18 protein-coding genes and 1 tRNA gene are annotated in these 16,854 nt (G+C 65.7%); 8 read left to right on the forward strand and 11 right to left on the reverse strand.

Going from position 1 to position 16,854, the window contains the following annotated elements:
* Window positions 1–23: 23 nt before the first annotated feature.
* On the forward strand, window positions 24–1,058 hold the full coding sequence (locus ACQP1T_RS36420; RefSeq protein WP_433757506.1) for a DUF2330 domain-containing protein: 1,035 nt from the start codon (window positions 24–26) through the stop codon (window positions 1,056–1,058).
* Window positions 1,059–1,060: 2 nt separating this feature from the next.
* On the opposite strand, the gene ACQP1T_RS36425 is transcribed toward ACQP1T_RS36420, so the two are convergent.
* The 5 genes from ACQP1T_RS36425 to ACQP1T_RS36445 form a co-directional block, all read right to left on the reverse strand.
* Window positions 1,061–2,017, reverse strand: coding sequence for an alpha/beta hydrolase (locus tag ACQP1T_RS36425; protein ID WP_433757507.1), 957 nt, complete (start codon window positions 2,015–2,017; stop codon window positions 1,061–1,063).
* Between the two features lie 161 nt (window positions 2,018–2,178).
* Window positions 2,179–2,601: an HIT family protein gene (locus tag ACQP1T_RS36430; RefSeq protein WP_433757508.1), complete on the reverse strand. Its 423-nt coding sequence runs from the start codon at window positions 2,599–2,601 to the stop codon at window positions 2,179–2,181.
* A gap of 124 nt (window positions 2,602–2,725) precedes the next feature.
* Window positions 2,726–4,147 (reverse strand): adenylosuccinate lyase, encoded by a 1,422-nt coding sequence (gene purB / locus ACQP1T_RS36435; protein WP_433757509.1) that lies wholly within the window; start codon window positions 4,145–4,147, stop codon window positions 2,726–2,728.
* A gap of 6 nt (window positions 4,148–4,153) precedes the next feature.
* Window positions 4,154–4,792, reverse strand: a complete 639-nt coding sequence (locus ACQP1T_RS36440; RefSeq protein WP_433757510.1) for a TetR/AcrR family transcriptional regulator — start codon at window positions 4,790–4,792, stop codon at window positions 4,154–4,156.
* A gap of 143 nt (window positions 4,793–4,935) precedes the next feature.
* On the reverse strand, window positions 4,936–6,102 hold the full coding sequence (locus ACQP1T_RS36445; RefSeq protein WP_433757511.1) for a pyridoxal phosphate-dependent aminotransferase: 1,167 nt from the start codon (window positions 6,100–6,102) through the stop codon (window positions 4,936–4,938).
* A 132-nt stretch (window positions 6,103–6,234) separates the two neighbouring features.
* Here ACQP1T_RS36445 and ACQP1T_RS36450 point away from each other — a divergent pair, with 132 nt between their 5' ends.
* A complete protein-coding gene (locus ACQP1T_RS36450) occupies window positions 6,235–7,206 on the forward strand; it encodes a M23 family metallopeptidase (protein ID WP_433757512.1) in 972 nt (323 codons plus the stop codon).
* A 32-nt stretch (window positions 7,207–7,238) separates the two neighbouring features.
* Here ACQP1T_RS36450 and purD read toward each other — a convergent pair whose 3' ends face one another.
* On the reverse strand, window positions 7,239–8,510 hold the full coding sequence (purD, locus tag ACQP1T_RS36455) for a phosphoribosylamine--glycine ligase (RefSeq protein ID WP_433757513.1): 1,272 nt from the start codon (window positions 8,508–8,510) through the stop codon (window positions 7,239–7,241).
* A gap of 240 nt (window positions 8,511–8,750) precedes the next feature.
* Here purD and ACQP1T_RS36460 point away from each other — a divergent pair, with 240 nt between their 5' ends.
* Together ACQP1T_RS36460 and ACQP1T_RS36465 are read left to right on the forward strand one after the other, a co-directional pair.
* Entirely contained in the window at window positions 8,751–9,125 is a 375-nt protein-coding gene (locus tag ACQP1T_RS36460) for a PH domain-containing protein (RefSeq protein ID WP_040686337.1), read from the forward strand.
* A gap of 187 nt (window positions 9,126–9,312) precedes the next feature.
* Window positions 9,313–9,738 carry an HIT family protein gene (locus tag ACQP1T_RS36465; protein WP_433757514.1) on the forward strand — a complete coding sequence of 142 codons (426 nt, stop codon included), beginning with the start codon at window positions 9,313–9,315 and terminating at the stop codon, window positions 9,736–9,738.
* Window positions 9,739–9,849: 111 nt separating this feature from the next.
* On the opposite strand, the gene ACQP1T_RS36470 is transcribed toward ACQP1T_RS36465, so the two are convergent.
* The 3 genes from ACQP1T_RS36470 to ACQP1T_RS36480 form a co-directional block, all read right to left on the reverse strand.
* A tRNA-Thr gene (locus ACQP1T_RS36470) sits at window positions 9,850–9,924 on the reverse strand.
* 120 nt (window positions 9,925–10,044) lie between these two features.
* Window positions 10,045–10,287 (reverse strand): MbtH family protein, encoded by a 243-nt coding sequence (locus ACQP1T_RS36475; RefSeq protein ID WP_011207082.1) that lies wholly within the window; start codon window positions 10,285–10,287, stop codon window positions 10,045–10,047.
* A 128-nt stretch (window positions 10,288–10,415) separates the two neighbouring features.
* Entirely contained in the window at window positions 10,416–11,249 is an 834-nt protein-coding gene (locus ACQP1T_RS36480; protein WP_433757515.1) for an alpha/beta fold hydrolase, read from the reverse strand.
* A 187-nt stretch (window positions 11,250–11,436) separates the two neighbouring features.
* Between ACQP1T_RS36480 and ACQP1T_RS36485 the strand changes: the two genes are divergently transcribed.
* From ACQP1T_RS36485 to ACQP1T_RS36500, 4 genes are all read left to right on the forward strand, one after another.
* The gene (locus tag ACQP1T_RS36485) at window positions 11,437–11,607 is read left to right on the forward strand and encodes a hypothetical protein (protein ID WP_169338030.1); all 171 of its coding nucleotides are present in this window, start codon (window positions 11,437–11,439) and stop codon (window positions 11,605–11,607) included.
* Between the two features lie 176 nt (window positions 11,608–11,783).
* Window positions 11,784–13,268, forward strand: coding sequence for an alpha,alpha-trehalose-phosphate synthase (UDP-forming) (locus tag ACQP1T_RS36490; protein WP_433762503.1), 1,485 nt, complete (start codon window positions 11,784–11,786; stop codon window positions 13,266–13,268).
* 67 nt (window positions 13,269–13,335) lie between these two features.
* Window positions 13,336–14,073 (forward strand): response regulator transcription factor, encoded by a 738-nt coding sequence (locus ACQP1T_RS36495; RefSeq protein WP_433757516.1) that lies wholly within the window; start codon window positions 13,336–13,338, stop codon window positions 14,071–14,073.
* Complete coding sequence (locus ACQP1T_RS36500; RefSeq protein WP_433757517.1) at window positions 14,070–15,575, forward strand: sensor histidine kinase; 1,506 nt, start codon at window positions 14,070–14,072, stop codon at window positions 15,573–15,575. The genes ACQP1T_RS36495 and ACQP1T_RS36500 overlap by 4 nt, the downstream gene beginning before the upstream one ends.
* Window positions 15,576–15,601: 26 nt before the next feature.
* Here ACQP1T_RS36500 and ACQP1T_RS36505 read toward each other — a convergent pair whose 3' ends face one another.
* Together ACQP1T_RS36505 and ACQP1T_RS36510 are read right to left on the reverse strand one after the other, a co-directional pair.
* Complete coding sequence (locus ACQP1T_RS36505) at window positions 15,602–16,087, reverse strand: h domain protein (protein WP_433757518.1); 486 nt, start codon at window positions 16,085–16,087, stop codon at window positions 15,602–15,604.
* Window positions 16,084–16,812: a hypothetical protein gene (locus ACQP1T_RS36510; protein WP_433757519.1), complete on the reverse strand. Its 729-nt coding sequence runs from the start codon at window positions 16,810–16,812 to the stop codon at window positions 16,084–16,086. The genes ACQP1T_RS36505 and ACQP1T_RS36510 overlap by 4 nt, the downstream gene beginning before the upstream one ends.
* Window positions 16,813–16,854 lie beyond the last annotated feature (42 nt).

Here is a 16,854-nt window from a genome sequence, read left to right on the forward strand (position 1 = left end):
CGCAGCCCAGTAGGCTCGCGGCCATGCGCGCTGTTCACCTGCTGGCCGTCATCGGAATGCTGTTCGCCGCGGCCGGAATCGGCGCGCTCGCACCGGCTTCGGCGTGCGCGTGCGGCGGGATGGCGAATCCGCCGGGTCACCCGACATCGGTGCGCGAGGAGACGGCGCTGGTCAGCTGGGACGGGCGGCGCGAGACGGTGCTCATGCGGCTCGCGCTGAAATCCGGTACCGCTCGAGCGGCGCTGATCGTGCCGACACCGAAACCGGCCACCGTCGCGGGTGGCTCCGCCACGACCTTCACCGAACTGGCGAACTTGACCGCGCCAAAGGTGGTCACCCAGCGCCGATGGTTCGGTTCGAGTGCTGACGCCGCGGGCGAGGGCGCTATGAGCGCTGCCGGTGGCGGCGGCCCGACCGTCCTCGACCGCGTGCAACTCGGCCCGCTCGAAGCAACCACCCTGTCCGGCGGCAATCTGGATGGTATTCGAAAGTGGCTGAGCGACAACGGTTACGAGATGCGTCCCGAGGTGGTCAGCACCCTCGAACCGTATCTGCGTGAGGGCTGGTCCTTCGTCGCGATGCGGCTCACCAGCGCCCAACCCCTCGATGGCGCACTAGACCCGGTGCGCCTGACCTTCGATTCGGATCGGTTCGTGTATCCGATGCGCATGTCGAGCGCCGCCGAAAAGGCCCAGTATGTGCATCTTTACGCGCTGAGCGAGCATCGCGTGCGACGCTCCGATCCCGATGCCGCCGCCCAGAGTGTGCACGTCGATTTCGCGGGTCGGGTCGCCACATCGGATCCAGAACTCGCGCCGGTGACCACGAATGGCCGGGACTACCTGACCGAACTGCGGATTTCGATCGATAGCCCCGCGGATATCCGCTCCGACTTCGCCTTCGAGGCCGATACCAGCGACGCGGAGGTCTACCAGACGATCTACCGAACCGAGGATGTGGAACTGTTCGGCGTGCCCGCGGGCATCGTCATCCTCGGCACGGTCTTGCTGGCCGCGATCGTCGTGGTATTCGCCGTTGTCCGCGTGCTGCGGGCCTGACCTCAGGCTCCGATCGCCGGACCGATGGTCGGCCAGGAGGCGTGCAGAGTGTCCTGCCAGTACGACCAGGAGTGGGTTCCGGTTGGGCTGTATTCGATCTCGGCCGGGATGCCGAGGGAGCGCAGCCGCTGTTCGAATGAGATGACGCAGGTGTTGACGACGACCTCGACCGGGCCGCCGAGGACGATGTTCTCGCCCAGTTGAGGTTTGACCTCGGCCTCGTGCGGACCAGGTATGCCGGTGCCGGTGGAGAGGTATATCGCCTTGCCGCGCAAGCGATCCGCGAGCGCCGCCGCATCGTGCTCGGCCCACGCCGAACTGCCGGGACCGCCCCACATATTCACCGGATTGCCGCCGCGGTTGGCGATGGAGAACATCACCGCGCCCATGGCGAGGGTGGTGTCGGGACAGGCGCTGTAGCCCGCGATCGCCCGATACAACTCGGGATGGCGGGCGGCAAGGATGAAGGCGGCATTGCCGCCCATGGACAGGCCGCCGATGGCATTGACGCCATTGCCGTATCTGGCGTCGATGATCGGCGGCAGTTCCTCGGTCAGGAATGTTTCCCACTGGTAGCGGCCGAATTTGGGATCGTCGCGCTGCCAGTCGGTGTAGTAGCTGGCCTGTCCGCCCACCGGCAGCACCACATTGACGCTCTTGCCCCTGAAGAAGGATTCGGCGTCGGTGGCATTGGTCCAGGTGCTCTGGTTGATGCCGGGATCGAGGCCGTCCAGCAGGTAGAAGGACGGGTGCGAGCCGCCATCCGCCGGATGCAGAACCTGGACTTGGATGATCCGATCCATCGACGGCGATTCGATGAACAGCGCCGAGCGCGTCGAGCTCAGTTCATCGATCCGATCGATCCGCGCCGCCGATGCCGTGGCCGGATCGGCCAGCATGGGAGTCATCAGCGCGGTCGCAAAGGCCAGCACCGCAACAGCTATCTTCGTTCGCCGCACGAACCCACCTCCACCACCGCATGACAATGGCATTCAACGTAACTCACGTCGAGACGTTGGAGAAGAGATTCCAGGTTCCGGCGTTTCCACGGCAAACCGTCCGGCGGGTAACAACTTTCACGCCAGCACCGGCAGTCCCGGACGGCGCGCCCGGCGACGGCTCAGCGATTGAGCGCGCTGCGGATCGAATTCGCCAGATAGTCCAGGTCAGCGCGATGCGGACTAGTCGGCCGCCCACGTAATCCGAACCCGTCACCCGGCGTCCGCGGAATGACATGCAGGTGCACATGGAAGACTTCCTGCCCTGCCGTCACCCCGTCGGCCAAGAAGAAATTGACTCCATCACACCCCACCTCACTGGCCCGCAGCGCCCCGGCCAACTTCTGCGCCACCTGGAACAACTTCCCCCCGACCGCCGGATCCAGCTCGGCCAGACTCCGCGCCGCAACCTTGGGCACCACCAGCAAATGCCCGGGCGTCATCGGCCGAATGTCCATGAACGCCACCACATCATCGTCCTCATACACCCGGCTGGCCTCGGCCCGCCCAGCCACAATGTCCCCGAAGATCGTGTACGGATTCACGCCGATCACTATGGCCGGTCGGCTGGTGCCGCGTCCAGATTGCTTGCTGGCGGCTCGCCCAGCGTAGTAATAGGGCGGTCGAATTCGGCATGGGCGACCACCATTCGACTACGTTCAACTCGCACTAAAGGATCGGGGACGGGGTGTAGCGGGCGGCGTCGGGGTATTGGTCCACCAGCTTTTGGACGGCGGCCACCACATCGGAAACTTGGGCCTCGGCCGCGCCGATGAAGGCGGACTTATCAGCCAGGGCAGCGTCCAGTTCGGCGCGATCCAAGGGGAAGCGGGAGTCGGCGGCGAGGCGGTCGAGCAGATCGGGTTCGCGGCCCTGTTCGCGCATGGCGAGGGCAACGGCTACCGCGTGTTCCTTGATTACCTCGTGGGCGGTTTCGCGGCCGACACCGGCGCGCACGGCGGCGATGAGCATGCGGGTGGTGGCGAGGAACGGGAGGTAGCGGTCGAGTTCGCGAGAGATGACGGCGGGGTAGGCACCGAATTCGGCGAGCACGGTGAGGAAGGTTTCGATCATGCCGTCGATGGCGAAGAAGGCGTCCGGCAGCGCGACCCGGCGCACCACCGAGCAGAAGACGTCACCCTCATTCCATTGCGCGCCAGCGAGTTCGGCGGCCATCGAGGCATAACCGCGCAGCACCACCTGCAGGCCGTTGACGCGCTCACAGGAGCGGGTGTTCATCTTGTGCGGCATAGCGGAGCTGCCGACCTGCCCGGGCTGGAAGCCCTCGGTGACCAGCTCATGGCCCGCCATCAACCGGATGGTGTGGGCGAACGACGACGGACCCGCACCGACCTGCACGAGCGCCGACAACACATCGTGATCGAGCGAGCGCGGATACACCTGACCGACACTTGTCAGCACATTCGCGAAGCCGAGATGCCGCGCGACCTGCTGCTCCAGCGTCGCCAGTTTCGCCGAATCGCCGCCGAGCAGATCGAGCATGTCCTGCGCGGTGCCCATCGGGCCCTTGATACCGCGCAGCGGGTAGCGGTCGATGAGCTCACGCAGCCGGGTCAGCGCGATCAGCAGCTCGTCGGCGGCGGAGGCGAACCGCTTGCCGAGCGTGGTGGCCTGGGCGGCGACATTGTGCGAACGGCCCGCCATAACCCGCGTCTGGTACTCGGCCGCCCGCTCGGCCAGCCGAGCCGCCACCGCGACACCGTGCGCGTGCACATGCTCGAGCGAGAGCCGGATCTGCAGCTGCTCCACATTCTCGGTGAGATCACGGCTGGTCATGCCCTTGTGCACATGCTCATGTCCGGCCAGTGCGTTGAATTCCTCGATGCGCGCCTTCACGTCGTGGCGGGTGACCCGCTCACGTTCGGCGATCGAGGCCAGATCCACCTGATCGATGACGCGCTCGTAATCGTCGATGACGCCCGCGGGCAGCTCGATGCCGAGTTCGGACTGCGCCCGCAACACCTCCAGCCACAGCCGCCGCTCGAGCACGATCTTGTTCTCGGGCGACCAGAGATGCACCAACTCGGGGCTGGCGTATCGGGTGGCAAGGACGTTCGGGACAAGGCTCACGTCCAGTCAGTCTAGTGTCCGGAACCGATCGACCTGCTGCGGCGTCGCGGGCGCGACGATATCGATGACCTCGAGCAATGCCCCGCGCGCCATTCGCCTTGGCTCCGGGTCCATTTCGCTCAGCGCCGCGACCACGGCACCGTCGACCACCGCGACCATCCTGCGCAACTGCTCCGGCCGAACCGCCCGATCGGAGCGGCGCAGCACATCGGCGAGCAACTCGTCCAGCTGCGCCCTTAGTCGGAGCTGGACTTCACGCAGTTCCGGATGCCGCGCCGAGGCCACCGAACGTTCATAGCGCGCGATGAGCTGCCCGCGTGCGCCCTCGTCGTTGCCGTCCGACCCCACCAGCAGGTCCAACACCAAATCGACGGTCGCCTCCGCGCCGCGGCGACGATGACTCACCTCGCCGACCCGACGCCGCATCGCGTCCAGTTCCGCATTGCCGCTGAATTCGACCGCCCGCGCGATCAGATCATCGAGCGACTCGAAGTAGTACGTCGTCGACGCCAGCGGAAGGTCGGCGCGCGTCGCGACCGAGCGATGCCGCACCGCATCGAATCCGCCTTCGAGTAACAACTCGGCGGCGGCCGCTACCAAAGCCTGGCGACGCCGTTCGCCTTTCGGGGTCGTCGCGGTTATCACCGTGCCATCGTGCCAGTCATCATCAGTTCATCCGTGCGAAATCAGAGAGGAAACCCAGAGAGTGAAAACCCAGCCATCGTTGTTTTACCGCATCTGCTCGTTCATGGTGCCGAACTGTGCAAACTTGTTGTCGGACACCATGATCAACCACGCAGATAGTGACCCAGCCGAACGAGTGCCGCCTCGATGTCCGCGGTAGCTCCGGCGAAGGAGAACCGTACCGTCCGGTGCCCGGCCGCGGTATCGAAGTCGATTCCGGGGGCGAGGGCGACTCCGGTGTGGTCGAGCACCTCGGCACACCACTTCCGGGAATCGTCGGTGAGATGGCCGATATCGGCGTAGGCGTAGAAGGCGCCGTCGGCCGGGGCGAGCTCGGTGATGCCGAGCTTCGGCAGTCCCTCCAGTAGCAGTTGCCGATTCACCGCGTAGCGACGGACGTGACCGTCGAGTTCCTCCTTGGCCTCGGCGCCGAAGGCATGCAGCGCCGCGAACTGCGAGACCGCGGGCGGACATACGGTCATATTGGACGCGAGCCGCTGCAGCGCGGGCCGCAATCGGCTCGGCGCCAGCATCCAGCCGAGCCGCCAGCCGGTCATCGAGAAGTATTTCGAGACAGAACCTATGACCACGGATTCGCGCGAGGTCTCCCAGGACGATGACGTCCGGCCGACGCTGACGCCCCGGTAGGTGATGCCGTGATAGATCTCGTCGGAGATCAGCAGGGTGCCGTGCGCATCGCACCAGCGGGCCAGCGCGGCGAGCTCATCGGGATCGATCATGGTGCCGGTCGGGTTGGCCGGGCTGGCCACGATCAGACCGGCAGGCGGTTCCGGGAGCGCTTCCAGCATGGCTACCGTCGGTTGGAATCGGGTCTCCGCACCGCAATCGAGTTCGACGACACGACAACCCAGCGCGGTCAGGGAGTTGCGGTAAGCCGGATATCCGGGCCTGGCCACCACGACGGTATCCCCTGCGTCGAATGCGGCCAGGAAGATGAGGGTGAACGCACCGGAGGATCCGGTCGTCACCACGACGTCATCGGGTTCGACCGCATAGCCATAGGTATCGCGGTGGTGTTCGGCGATCGCCTCGCGTAGCGGCAGAATGCCGAATGTCTCTGTGTAGCCGAGCAATTCGGAATCGATCGCCGCCTTCGTCGCGCGCAGCACCGGGGCCGGTGCCGGCGTCGATGGCTGCCCGGCCGCCAGCACCAGCACATCGCCGTGCGTCCTGGCCCGTTCGGCGGCAGCTTTCCAGACATCCATCACGTAGAAAGGTGGAATGGTCGACCGGCGAGATTCTCTGGACACCCGACGTACGGTAGACCGTCCCGCACATCGGCTGCGCGCCGATGCTCGGCTTTGTCGGACCCGACACGAAATGCGACCGACCGCGTGGTTCTGCGTGTGTGCGGCATGCCGCCCGGGTTATGGTCGGCGTTAATGCTTGACAAGGCTCGCCGTGCGCGGCTGGACCGAGTACCCGGGGTGGGTGGCATCGGTGTCATTCCCCCCGATTGGCGTGCCGAGTTGCGGGAACGGCGCGTGTCCGAGCTGGGTGCGCGGGTGCGCGAGGTATTCGGCGAGTGCAAGCACGGCCTGATCTGGCTGCGTCGGCAACCACCGCCCGACCTGCGGGCGCTGTGGGAGGACCGGCCCAAACCCGACTACCGCGCGCTCGTGCGCAAGCACCGCATCCTGATCGCGGGCGTCTGCGTCACCGCCGTATTCGCGGCCGCCGATTCCTCGTTCGACTGGGGCGTCACCGTTCGCACGCCCGGCCCCGACGAGGCGCAACGCGTCGCCTTCGCCTATCCACAACAGGTGCAGTCGACACCGCCATCGGTGAAGCGCTATCTGAACGCCATCGCCAACGGTGAGCGCATCCGTGAGCAGGAGGTCGTCACCGCCGCGGCCCGCGCGACATTGGAACGCGCCAAGGCCGAGGCGGCCGCGGCGGTATCCGGTGAGTATCAGCCGTGGATGGCGGGCAGCGCGCCGGTCACCACCGGATCGGTGCTGCCAGGTATCACCGGCATGGTTCTGCCGACCCGCGGCACCTTCACCTCCGGATTCGGTTCGCGCTGGGGCACTTTCCACAACGGCATCGATATCGCGGGGCCGATCGGCACACCGATCTATGCCGTCGCCAGCGGCACCGTCATCGATGCGGGACCGGCGCAGGGCTTCGGGCTATGGGTGCGGATACGGCACGATGACGGCAGCATCACCGTCTACGGACATATGTACGACTTCTTCGTCTCGGTCGGCGAGCGTGTTCCGGCGGGTATGCAGATCGCCCGCATGGGTAACCGCGGTGACTCCACGGGGCCGCATCTGCACTTCGAGGTGATCATCAACGGACAGCACGTCGACCCGCAGCAGTGGTTGGCGGTGCACGGGCTCAGCTTCTGAATTTTTGGCCGCACTAGTGCGAGTCGTCTGAGTCAAACAGAAATGCGGTCCTCGACGGCGGCGAGACCGATATCGGTGCGAAAGTGGCTGCCCGGCAACTTGATCGAGGCAATGCGGTCGTAGGCGTGCGCGCGGGCCTCGGCCAGATCCGCGCCGACGCCGACGACACTCAACACCCGACCGCCCGCGGAAACCAAGGCCCCGTCCTCGCGCAATGCGGTTCCCGCATGCAGCACGGCGGACGAGTCGTCGATATTGCCCTCGCCCGCTCCGGTGATCACATCACCGACGCGGGGGCGACCCGGGTAGTTCTCGGCGGCGATCACGACCGTGACGGCCGAACCGTCCCGCCAACGCGGGGCATCGACCTGGGCGAGCGTGCCGGTCGCGGTGGCATTCAGCAATTCGCCGAGCGGACTCTCCAGCAATGCGAGCACCGCCTGGGTCTCCGGATCGCCGAAGCGACAATTGAATTCGACGACGGCAGGTCCGTCGGCGCCGATCGCCAGACCCGCGTAGAGCAGCCCGGAGAAGGCGCAGCCGCGCCGCACCAACTCCGCCGCGACCGGCTTCACCACATCCTCGACGATCGCGGTGACCGTCTCCTTCGGCAACCACGGCAGCGGCGTGTACGCACCCATACCGCCGGTGTTCGGCCCGGTATCACCGTCGCCGACGCGCTTGTGATCCTGCGCGGGCAGCAGTGGCACCACCGTCTCGCCGTCGACCAGGCAGAACAGCGAAACCTCCGGCCCGTCCAGGAAGGACTCCAACAGCACCGGATGGCCCTGCTCGAGCAGTTCGGCACCGTGGTCGCGGGCGGCATGCCGGTCGGCGGTCACCACCACACCCTTGCCGGCGGCCAGACCGTCGTCCTTGACCACCCAGGTCGGACCGAACCGATCCAGTGCGGCGTCGAGTTCAGCGGGGGTGTCAACAATCTCGCTGTGCGCGGTGCGGACCCCGGCGGCGGTCATGACGTCCTTGGCGAACGCCTTCGATCCCTCGATGCGCGCGGCCGCGGCCGACGGACCGAAGCAGGCTATGCCCGCGGCCCGGACCGCATCGGCGACGCCGAGCACCAGCGGCACCTCGGGTCCGATCACCACCAGGTCCGCGTCCAGCTCGGTAGCCAGCGCGACAACCGCCTCCGCCGAGGACGGATCGACCGCTCTGACCTGCGCGTACTGGGCGATGCCCGCATTGCCCGGCGCAGCGAACAATGCGGTCACCGCGGGGTCCCGGCGCAGGGCCAGGACGAGGGCATGTTCACGGGCTCCGGAACCGATGACGAGTACGCGCACGGGCAACAGCTTAGGTTGTCGCCAACAATGGCCTCCCCGCCTCCCCGGAACTTTTGCCGGTCGTTGGGTACGTCGTAACTTCGTCCGCGGACCGGCGGTCGAGTCCCTGGCTCATTCTCGGGCGTGCCCGACGAGTTACCCATGTACTCGCGTTCGCGGTCCCCGGCCGGTCATCGTGTGGATGATTGATGGGAGGGGGCGCGACAGCCGACCTCCACCGCGCAAAAGGACGTGCTGACTATGGGTCTGATCGACGGACTGATGGGCAATGCCGGGCGGATCGATCCCGGTAAGGCGCAAGAGGAATACGCGAGACTGATGGGCGGCGGTGAACAGGTCTATGCCGCGTATCTTCTTGTCCGCGATGCGATTCTGTTCACCAACAAGCGTCTCATCCTGGTCGACAAGCAGGGTGTCACCGGCCGCAAGGTGAGCTATCACAGCATCCCCTACCGCGCCATCACGCACTTCACGGTGGAAACCGCGGGCACCTTCGACCTGGATGCCGAACTCTGCATCTGGATCTCCGGCACCCACGAACCGGTGCAGAAGCGATTCAACCGCCAGGTCGACATCTACGAAGTGCAGGGCATCCTGTCGCACTACGTCGCCTGAGCACCGACTCCGCTGGTGACCACCGGACGGACCAGGTCAGCAGCTCGCTCGAATGCCACCGATGGTGACGAAGCCCGCCCGAGACGCCGTTCGGGGTCTCGATTCGCAGCGCCCGAGCATTGCCGCTGCGACGCATCCGTCGGTGGCTGAGCAGAGCTGTGCGAGCGCTCGGCGTAGCCTGCGGTGCATGGCTTCTGTTTTCAGCGCGATCATCGAAGGCCAGCTGCCGGGCCGTTTCGTCTGGGAGGACGACGAATTCGTCGCATTCCTCACCATCGCCCCGGTGACGCAAGGGCACACCCTGGTGGTCCCCCGCAAGGAGATCGATCAGTGGCAGGACATAGACGCCGACACCTTCTCGCGGCTCAACGGCGTAGCGCAGAAAATCGGCCAAGCGGTCCGCCGCGCCTGGGACGCTCCCCGCGCCGGACTACTCATCGCCGGTCTGGAAGTCCCCCACCTGCACGTCCACGTCTTCCCAGCCTTCACCATGGGCAACTTCGACATCTCGGGCGCCAACCCCCACCCCACCCCAGAATCCCTCGACGAAGCCCAAACCAAAATCAAGGCCGCCCTCCGCGACCTCGGCTACGCCTCTAACGTCCCCGACTAGATCGCTCGAGAATGTATTGGTGCAGAAGCGTTCTCGGGATTTGCCTCCACCAGTACATGGTGATCAGACGTACAAAAAGGGAACGGGCGCGCCGTTGACGGCGCGCCCGTTTGGAGCCCCCTGTCAGGATTGAACTGACGACCTTCGCTTTACAAGAGCGGTGCTCTACCACTGAGCTAAGGAGGCGGACGGTCTTTCAAAACGGTGCCAATCATAACCGGGCGCGCCAGCTGCGTGACACCGGCTTTACGGTGCCACGCAGTGACGGTTCAGCAGTGAGCCCGGCGCAGTATCGGATACCGCGGGTCAGGACTGGGCGCCCTGACGGGCCGCGTCATCGGCGGCCATCGCGTCACGCAGGCTCTTCGGACGCATATCGGTCCAGTTCTTCTCGACGTATTCCACGCACGCGGCGCGGCTGTCCTCGCCGAAAACGACTCGCCATCCGGCCGGAACCTCCGCAAAGGCCGGCCACAGCGAATGCTGTTCCTCATCGTTGACCAGAACGAAGAAGCGGCCGTCTTCGTCATCGAAGGGGTTGGTGCTCAATTTCACCTCACTGGATACTGGCGCATGTACGGGATCGCCCTTGGCTCGTCCAACGCTGTCGAGCGCCGGAAGCTCCCCGAGCGTTGTGTCGACCCTAGCAAGGCAGACGTTACGTGTAGGCAGTTACCTCAGGCCGCGAAGAAATCGAGCAGGATCTTGTTCACCGCTTCTGGACGCTCGAGATAGCCGTAGTGCCCCGCATCAGGAACTTCCAGGTACCGCGCACCGGGGATGGCCTCGGCAACCTCCCTGGACAGATACGGCGGAATCATCCGATCGTCGGCGAATCCGATGGCCAGGCACGGCACCTTGATGCCGCGGTAGGCCTGCACCCGGTCGAAATCGTGGTCCATCCGGCGCTGAGCGCGGATGCCGGGCGTCACCGCACCACCGGTGAATTCGAACAGATCGAGCCAGTCGCGGGCGGCGTTCGGATCGGCCATGGTCGCGGGCGACATATTCATCACCGCGGTCACGGCGGCCTCGTACTTCGCGGGCAGGCTGACCCCGCTGGCGTCGAGTTCGTGCTCGCCGAGCGAGAGCGTCTTCTGGAACTGGTCGAGGCGGCCGTGCCCGGCCATGAATACCGCCTTGCGCACCAGTTCCGGACGCACCAGCGCGAGTTCCTGCGCCACCCGCGCGCCCATCGAGGTACCGACCACCAGTGCCGGACCCTCGTCGAGCAGTTCGATGAGCCCGGCGGTATCGCCGACCAGCTGATCGATGGTCATGCCCTCGGCCGACTCATAGGACGGTTTGATGCCGCGATTGTCGAAGGTGCAGACCCGATATCCCGCCTTGACCAGCGCCGGGACCTGATGCAACTCCCAAACCCGGCCCGGGCTGCCGGTGCCCATGATCATGACGACCAGCGGACCCGCGCCCTTCGTCTCCGTGCCCTTGGTTCGGTCGCCCTTGACCTGGTAGTTGAGTGAAATTCCGTTCACCGTGGCCAGCGGCATATCGACCCTTTCGTGGAGTTGGTGCTGCGTTCCCAAGGTATAGGGCTTCGGTTTTCGACGAACAGCGAAGGGTATGACGCCGAACGTGTCCGAGGTCACCCTCAGCCAGGTGCGGCGCACCGCCACGGTGGCCAGATACCATTGACTATTCGCACGTACGAGCGTACTGAGCCGGGAGGACAAGAAGATGGCCGCGAAGAGCAGCGCGAACGACATCGCGGACGACGATCTGGAACCACTCGCCGACGAGACCGCCCGTCAGGCGCAGCGAGTCGTCGCGGCCTACGCGGAGGATGCCGACGAATGCCGGATGCTGCTGTCGATGCTCGGCATCGGGCCTAACTCTCGGGGCGAGTAAACCTCCTCGACGTCAACGGGGCCGTCGACTATTCACAACTTCAACGGGAACAGCGACGCGCAAAGGATGCGTGAGTGGACCAGATGACCCAACAGCCGTCCGACGACTCCGAACACGCCTTTCTAGAGCCCCCATCCGAACCCGACACCACGGTGGTCCCCTCCGCCCTCGCCGAGATGAACGGGGCAGGTTCCGGCTTCGTCGTCGTCGCGAACCGGCTGCCCGTCGACCTGGAGAAACTCCCCGACGGTTCCACCCGTTGGAAGCGCAGTCCGGGCGGTCTGGTGACCGCGCTGGAGCCGGTGCTCCGCAATAACAAGGGTTCCTGGGTGGGCTGGGCCGGTGTTCCGGATGTCGACATCGATCCGATCATCGAGGACGGTCTGGAGCTGCATCCGGTGCCGCTGTCCGCGGAGGAAGTCTCCGAGTACTACGAGGGCTTCTCCAACGGCACACTGTGGCCGCTGTACCACGATGTGATCGTGCGCCCGGTCTACGATCGGGCTTGGTGGGCCGCCTATGTCACGGTGAACCGGCGTTTCGCCGAGGCCACCGCGAAGGTCGCCGCCGAGGGCGCGACCGTCTGGGTGCAGGACTACCAACTCCAGTTGGTGCCGAAGATGCTGCGCATGCTGCGGCCCGATCTCACCATCGGATTCTTCCTGCACATTCCGTTCCCGCCGGTGGAGCTGTTCATGCAGATGCCATGGCGGACCGAAATCATCGAGGGTCTGCTCGGCGCCGACCTGATCGGCTTCCACCTGCCCGGCGGCGCGCAGAACTTCCTCTACCTGGCCCGCAGGCTGGCCGGGCAGCCCACCTCGCGCGGCACCGTCGGTGTGCGGTCCAAACTCGGCGTGGTCCAAGTGGGCTTCCGTACGGTCCGGGTCGGCGCGTTCCCGATTTCGATCGCCTCGGCCGAACTCGACGAGCATTCGCGTCGCCGCTCGGTCCGGGAACGAGCCGCGAAGATCCGCGCCGAACTCGGCAACCCGAAAAATATCCTGCTCGGCGTCGACCGTTTGGACTACACCAAGGGCATCGATATCCGCCTGGCCGCGCTGGAGGAATTGCTACTGGAGAACCGGCTGGATCCAGCCGATACCGTCATGGTGCAGCTGGCCACCCCGAGTCGGGAGCGGGTGGAGAGCTATATCCAGATGCGCGGCGATATCGAGCGCCAGGTCGGCCGGATCAACGGTGAATTCGCCAGGGTCGGCTATCCGGTCGTGCACTATCTGCACCGCCCGATTCCGCGCGAGGAACTCGTCGCCTTCTTCGTGGCCGCCGACGTGATGCTGGTGACGCCGCTGCGCGACGGGATGAATCTGGTCGCCAAGGAGTACGTCGCCTGTCACAGCGGTCTCAACGGAGCGTTGGTGTTGAGCGAATTCACCGGCGCCGCAGCCGAATTGCGCCAGGCCTACCTGTGCAACCCGCACGATCTGAACAGCGTGAAGGATGCCGTCGTCTCGGCGCTGGAGGACGACCGGGATACCCGCCGCCGCCGAATGCGCTCGCTGCGCCGCCAGGTCCTCGCCCATGATGTGGACCGCTGGGCGCGGTCGTTCCTGGAGGCGCTGGCTCAGGACCAGGTCGCGGGCAGTGCACTGCTCACCGACGACGATGTATACCCGGAGTCCCGAGCTCCCCGTCGCTGACACCACTCACAGCATTCACCCAGCCAAGGTCCAGACAGTTCCCAGTCGATTGCCGGACTATGAAGCAATGAGTGGTGCGCCTGCGGAGTCCACGCCCGAAGCCCGGGTGCTGGTGGTGGACGACGAACCCATGATCGTGGAGCTCCTGTCGGTGAGCCTGCGCTATCAGGGGTTCGCCGTCGATACGGCCATCGACGGGGCGCAGGCGCTGGACAAGGCGCGTACCTTCCGACCGCAGGCGCTGATCGTCGATGTGATGATGCCCGGTATGGACGGCTTCGGGCTGCTGCGCCGACTGCGCGCCGATGGTATCGACGCGCCGGTGCTGTTCCTGACCGCACGCGACGACGTCCAGGACAAGGTCGCCGGACTAACCCTCGGCGCCGACGACTACATCACCAAACCGTTCAGCCTCGAGGAAGTGGTGGCCCGGCTGCGAGTCGTCTTGCGCCGCTTCGGTCATACCGCACCGCAGCGCGAGAGTTCGCGAATCCGGTTCGAGGACATCGAACTCGACGACGATACGCACGAGGTGTGGAAGGCGGGCGAGCCGGTCGCGCTGTCGCCCACCGAATTCACCCTGCTGCGGTATTTCATGGTCAACGCCGGGACGGTGCTGAGTAAGCCGCGCATCCTGGATCATGTGTGGCGTTACGACTTCGGGGGTGAGGTCGGCGTGGTCGAAACGTATGTCTCGTATCTGCGCAAGAAGGTCGACACAGGCGATCAGCGCTTGATTCACACGCTGCGTGGCGTGGGCTATGTGATGCGCGCACCGAATCGCACGCGCCAGTCCGAGAAATGATCACCTCCCGGATCGAACAGACCCGGCGCAAACTGGCAGGCGCTACTTCCGCGATTCCGCTGCGGGTGACGCTGGTGCTCGCGCTCGTGCTGCTTTCCGCGCTCGGGTTGTTCGCCTCCGGCACGGTGGTCACCTCGGCGCTGGAGAATTCACTGCTGCACCGCACCGATCAGCAGCTTCGCGATGCGGTGATGGCGTGGTCGCGGCCGCGCCCGCCGACTCCTTCGAATCCGCCGCATCCGTCCAGTACCTTCTTCGTCCACATCGAACCGACCCCCGGCGGCAACGGCACCGTGTATTTCGAGACCAGGCCGTTCAATGAGGAGGCCGAGCCCGAGCTGCCGCGGTTGACCGATGCGCGTCCGAGCACGGATCCACCGGGCAGCAAGGTACTCACCAAACCGGTGACCGTCGGCTCCGAGAACGGCTCGACGGTCAAATGGCGCACCATGACGGCGGTTTCGCCCGATACGACGACAACGGTCGCGATACCGCTCACCGAGAACATCGACACCGTCAATCGACTGATCATGTTGCAGCTCATGGTCGGCGCCGTGGTGCTCGCCGCACTGGCGGTGCTCGCCTACTTCGTGATCAGACGCAGTCTGCGGCCATTGCGTGCGGTCGAGAAGACCGCCGCCGCCATTGCCGCCGGTGATCTGCATCGCCGAGTTCCGGTGCGCGGCACCAACACCGAGGTGGACCGGCTGTCCCAATCGCTGAACGGCATGCTGGCCCAGATCCAGCGGGCCTTCGCCGCGACGGAAGCCTCCGAATCGGCGGCCCGGCGCTCCGAGGCGAAGATGCGCCGCTTCGTCGCCGACGCGAGTCATGAACTGCGCACCCCGCTCACCACCATCAGCGGCTTCGCCGAACTGTATCGGCAGGGCGCGACCGCGGATCCGGCCATGTTCATGGACCACATCGAACACGAGGCCCAACGCATGGGGCTGTTGGTCGCGGATCTGTTGATGCTGGCCCGATTGGACGCGCAGCGTCCGCTGGAACTGGGTCCGGTGGACCTGCTCGCCCTCGCCAGCGACGCCGTGCACAATGCCCGCGCCGTCTCCGCGGCCAATGGTGACGACGGGCCGCACCGCTCGGTCGAACTGGAAATCCGTTCGGGCAGCGGAACTTTGGAAGTGATCGGCGACGAAGCGCGGCTGCGTCAGGTACTGGCCAATCTGCTGAACAACGCTCTCACGCACACACCCCCGGACGCCGACGTCACGGTCCGGCTGACGCCAACCGACGACGAGGTCCTGCTGGAGGTCGCCGATACCGGTCAGGGTCTACCGCCCGAGGAGGCCGAGCGCATCTTCGAACGCTTCTACCGCACCGACACCTCCCGCACCCGCGCCAGCGGTGGCACCGGCCTCGGCCTGTCCATCGTCCAAGCCCTGGTCGACGCCCACAACGGCACAGTGAGCGTCGAAAGCGCCGAAGGCGAAGGCACCACCTTCACCGTCCGCCTCCCGCGCGAACCCACTGAGCGACCGTGACGCTGTGGCCCATCTGCGATGAGCGGCTATATGGGTGTGACTGCGGATACGAGCCAGTGGCTGTCGGTTTTGTCGAGGGTTACTCGGACTCGGCTGGTACTGATATTGGCTTGGGGGGAGTCCTTGCCGGTGGTTACCTGGTTCAGGTAGAGCAGGACTACCGCGTGGGCGGGGTCGGCGGAGACTACGCCGGTGGCCTGGGTGGTGGCCTGGACGTTGAGTTCCTTTTCCTTGGCGCCGGGGGCGATGGCTTCCCTGATCAGTTTCAGATAGTCGTCGCGGAAGCTGCCGCTGAGATTGTCCGCGGCCTTCGGCAATTCGGCGTCCACCGTTTTGAAGTTGTAGGTGAACATCGACTCGACAGTGCGCTGGGCCGCGGGGACGGCCTGGGTGCGGGCTTGTTCGCTCTTGCGGTCGTTCCAGTACTTGTATCCGGTGACTCCGCAGATGGCCGCCAGCGCGACGATGACGAGGGCGACCGCGGACGCCACCAGAATCAGCCGCCTGTTCATGCCACGAACTCCACCTGTGAAGCGGTGATCCCGTTATCGCCGCGGGTGACAGTGACCCGGAATCGGTAGTACCGCGTCTGCGGATCCGCCATGCCCGCATTGGTCAGGGTCTGCTTGGCGGCGACCAGCACGCGTGCCGAATCCCCGTCCTCGCTCTCGATGGCGGATTCGATGATTTCACCGGTGGCCTTCACCTTGGCCTGCTCGACAACGCTCGCGTAGGCGTCCTTGCGCTGCGAGTATTCGGCCTTGAGTTCGCCGGACGCCACCGCGAGGACGCGGTCGATATCGGCCTTGGCGGTGTCGTCCTTGATGGTGGTGAGATTGAGAATCGCCTGCTTGGCGGTCTGGACGTAGTCCGCGCGCCGCGCATCGCGATCGGATGCGGAGTGCAGCCCGTAGGCGAAGAATCCGGTGCCGACCACCAGCGCGATGGCCACGATCGCGGCCGCGGCGGCACCTGCGATGAGGACCCAGCGTGGTGGCGCGGACTTCGGAGCGTCATCGACGACTTCGCCGACGTTGGGTATCTCCAGTGTCGTCACGGGTTCGGCATCCTCGCTCGGACCGTCCGACTCCGCCTTCGTCACCTTGACCGTGACATCGACGGCCTTGGACAGCTCGACACCTTCGGTCTCGAGCGGGAGGGTGTCCTCCGGCGGCGGACCCGCCGAACGCACCGCCCGTCGCCTGGGCCGAGCCTTGACCACACCGGATTCACTCATGCCTGCTCCTCGCTGACGCTCGGTTCCGGCATGCGCGAAGCA

Source organism: Nocardia sp. CA-135398, from assembly GCF_050955845.1.
Classification (GTDB): domain Bacteria; phylum Actinomycetota; class Actinomycetes; order Mycobacteriales; family Mycobacteriaceae; genus Nocardia.

Bases quoted from the DNA above. Each gene is read 5' to 3' on its own strand.
- ACQP1T_RS36420 (WP_433757506.1), top strand. From the start codon at position 24: ATGCGCGCTGTTCACCTGCTGGCCGTCATCGGAATGCTGTTCGCCGCG.
- ACQP1T_RS36460 (WP_040686337.1), top strand. From the start codon at position 8,751: ATGGGTCTGATCGACGGACTGATGGGCAATGCCGGGCGGATCGATCCC.
- ACQP1T_RS36480 (WP_433757515.1), bottom strand. From the start codon at position 11,249: ATGCCGCTGGCCACGGTGAACGGAATTTCACTCAACTACCAGGTCAAG.
- ACQP1T_RS36485 (WP_169338030.1), top strand. From the start codon at position 11,437: ATGGCCGCGAAGAGCAGCGCGAACGACATCGCGGACGACGATCTGGAA.
- ACQP1T_RS36465 (WP_433757514.1), top strand. From the start codon at position 9,313: ATGGCTTCTGTTTTCAGCGCGATCATCGAAGGCCAGCTGCCGGGCCGT.
- ACQP1T_RS36450 (WP_433757512.1), top strand. From the start codon at position 6,235: ATGCTTGACAAGGCTCGCCGTGCGCGGCTGGACCGAGTACCCGGGGTG.
- ACQP1T_RS36505 (WP_433757518.1), bottom strand. From the start codon at position 16,087: ATGAACAGGCGGCTGATTCTGGTGGCGTCCGCGGTCGCCCTCGTCATC.
- ACQP1T_RS36495 (WP_433757516.1), top strand. From the start codon at position 13,336: ATGAGTGGTGCGCCTGCGGAGTCCACGCCCGAAGCCCGGGTGCTGGTG.
- ACQP1T_RS36500 (WP_433757517.1), top strand. From the start codon at position 14,070: ATGATCACCTCCCGGATCGAACAGACCCGGCGCAAACTGGCAGGCGCT.
- ACQP1T_RS36490 (WP_433762503.1), top strand. From the start codon at position 11,784: ATGAACGGGGCAGGTTCCGGCTTCGTCGTCGTCGCGAACCGGCTGCCC.
- ACQP1T_RS36510 (WP_433757519.1), bottom strand. From the start codon at position 16,812: ATGAGTGAATCCGGTGTGGTCAAGGCTCGGCCCAGGCGACGGGCGGTG.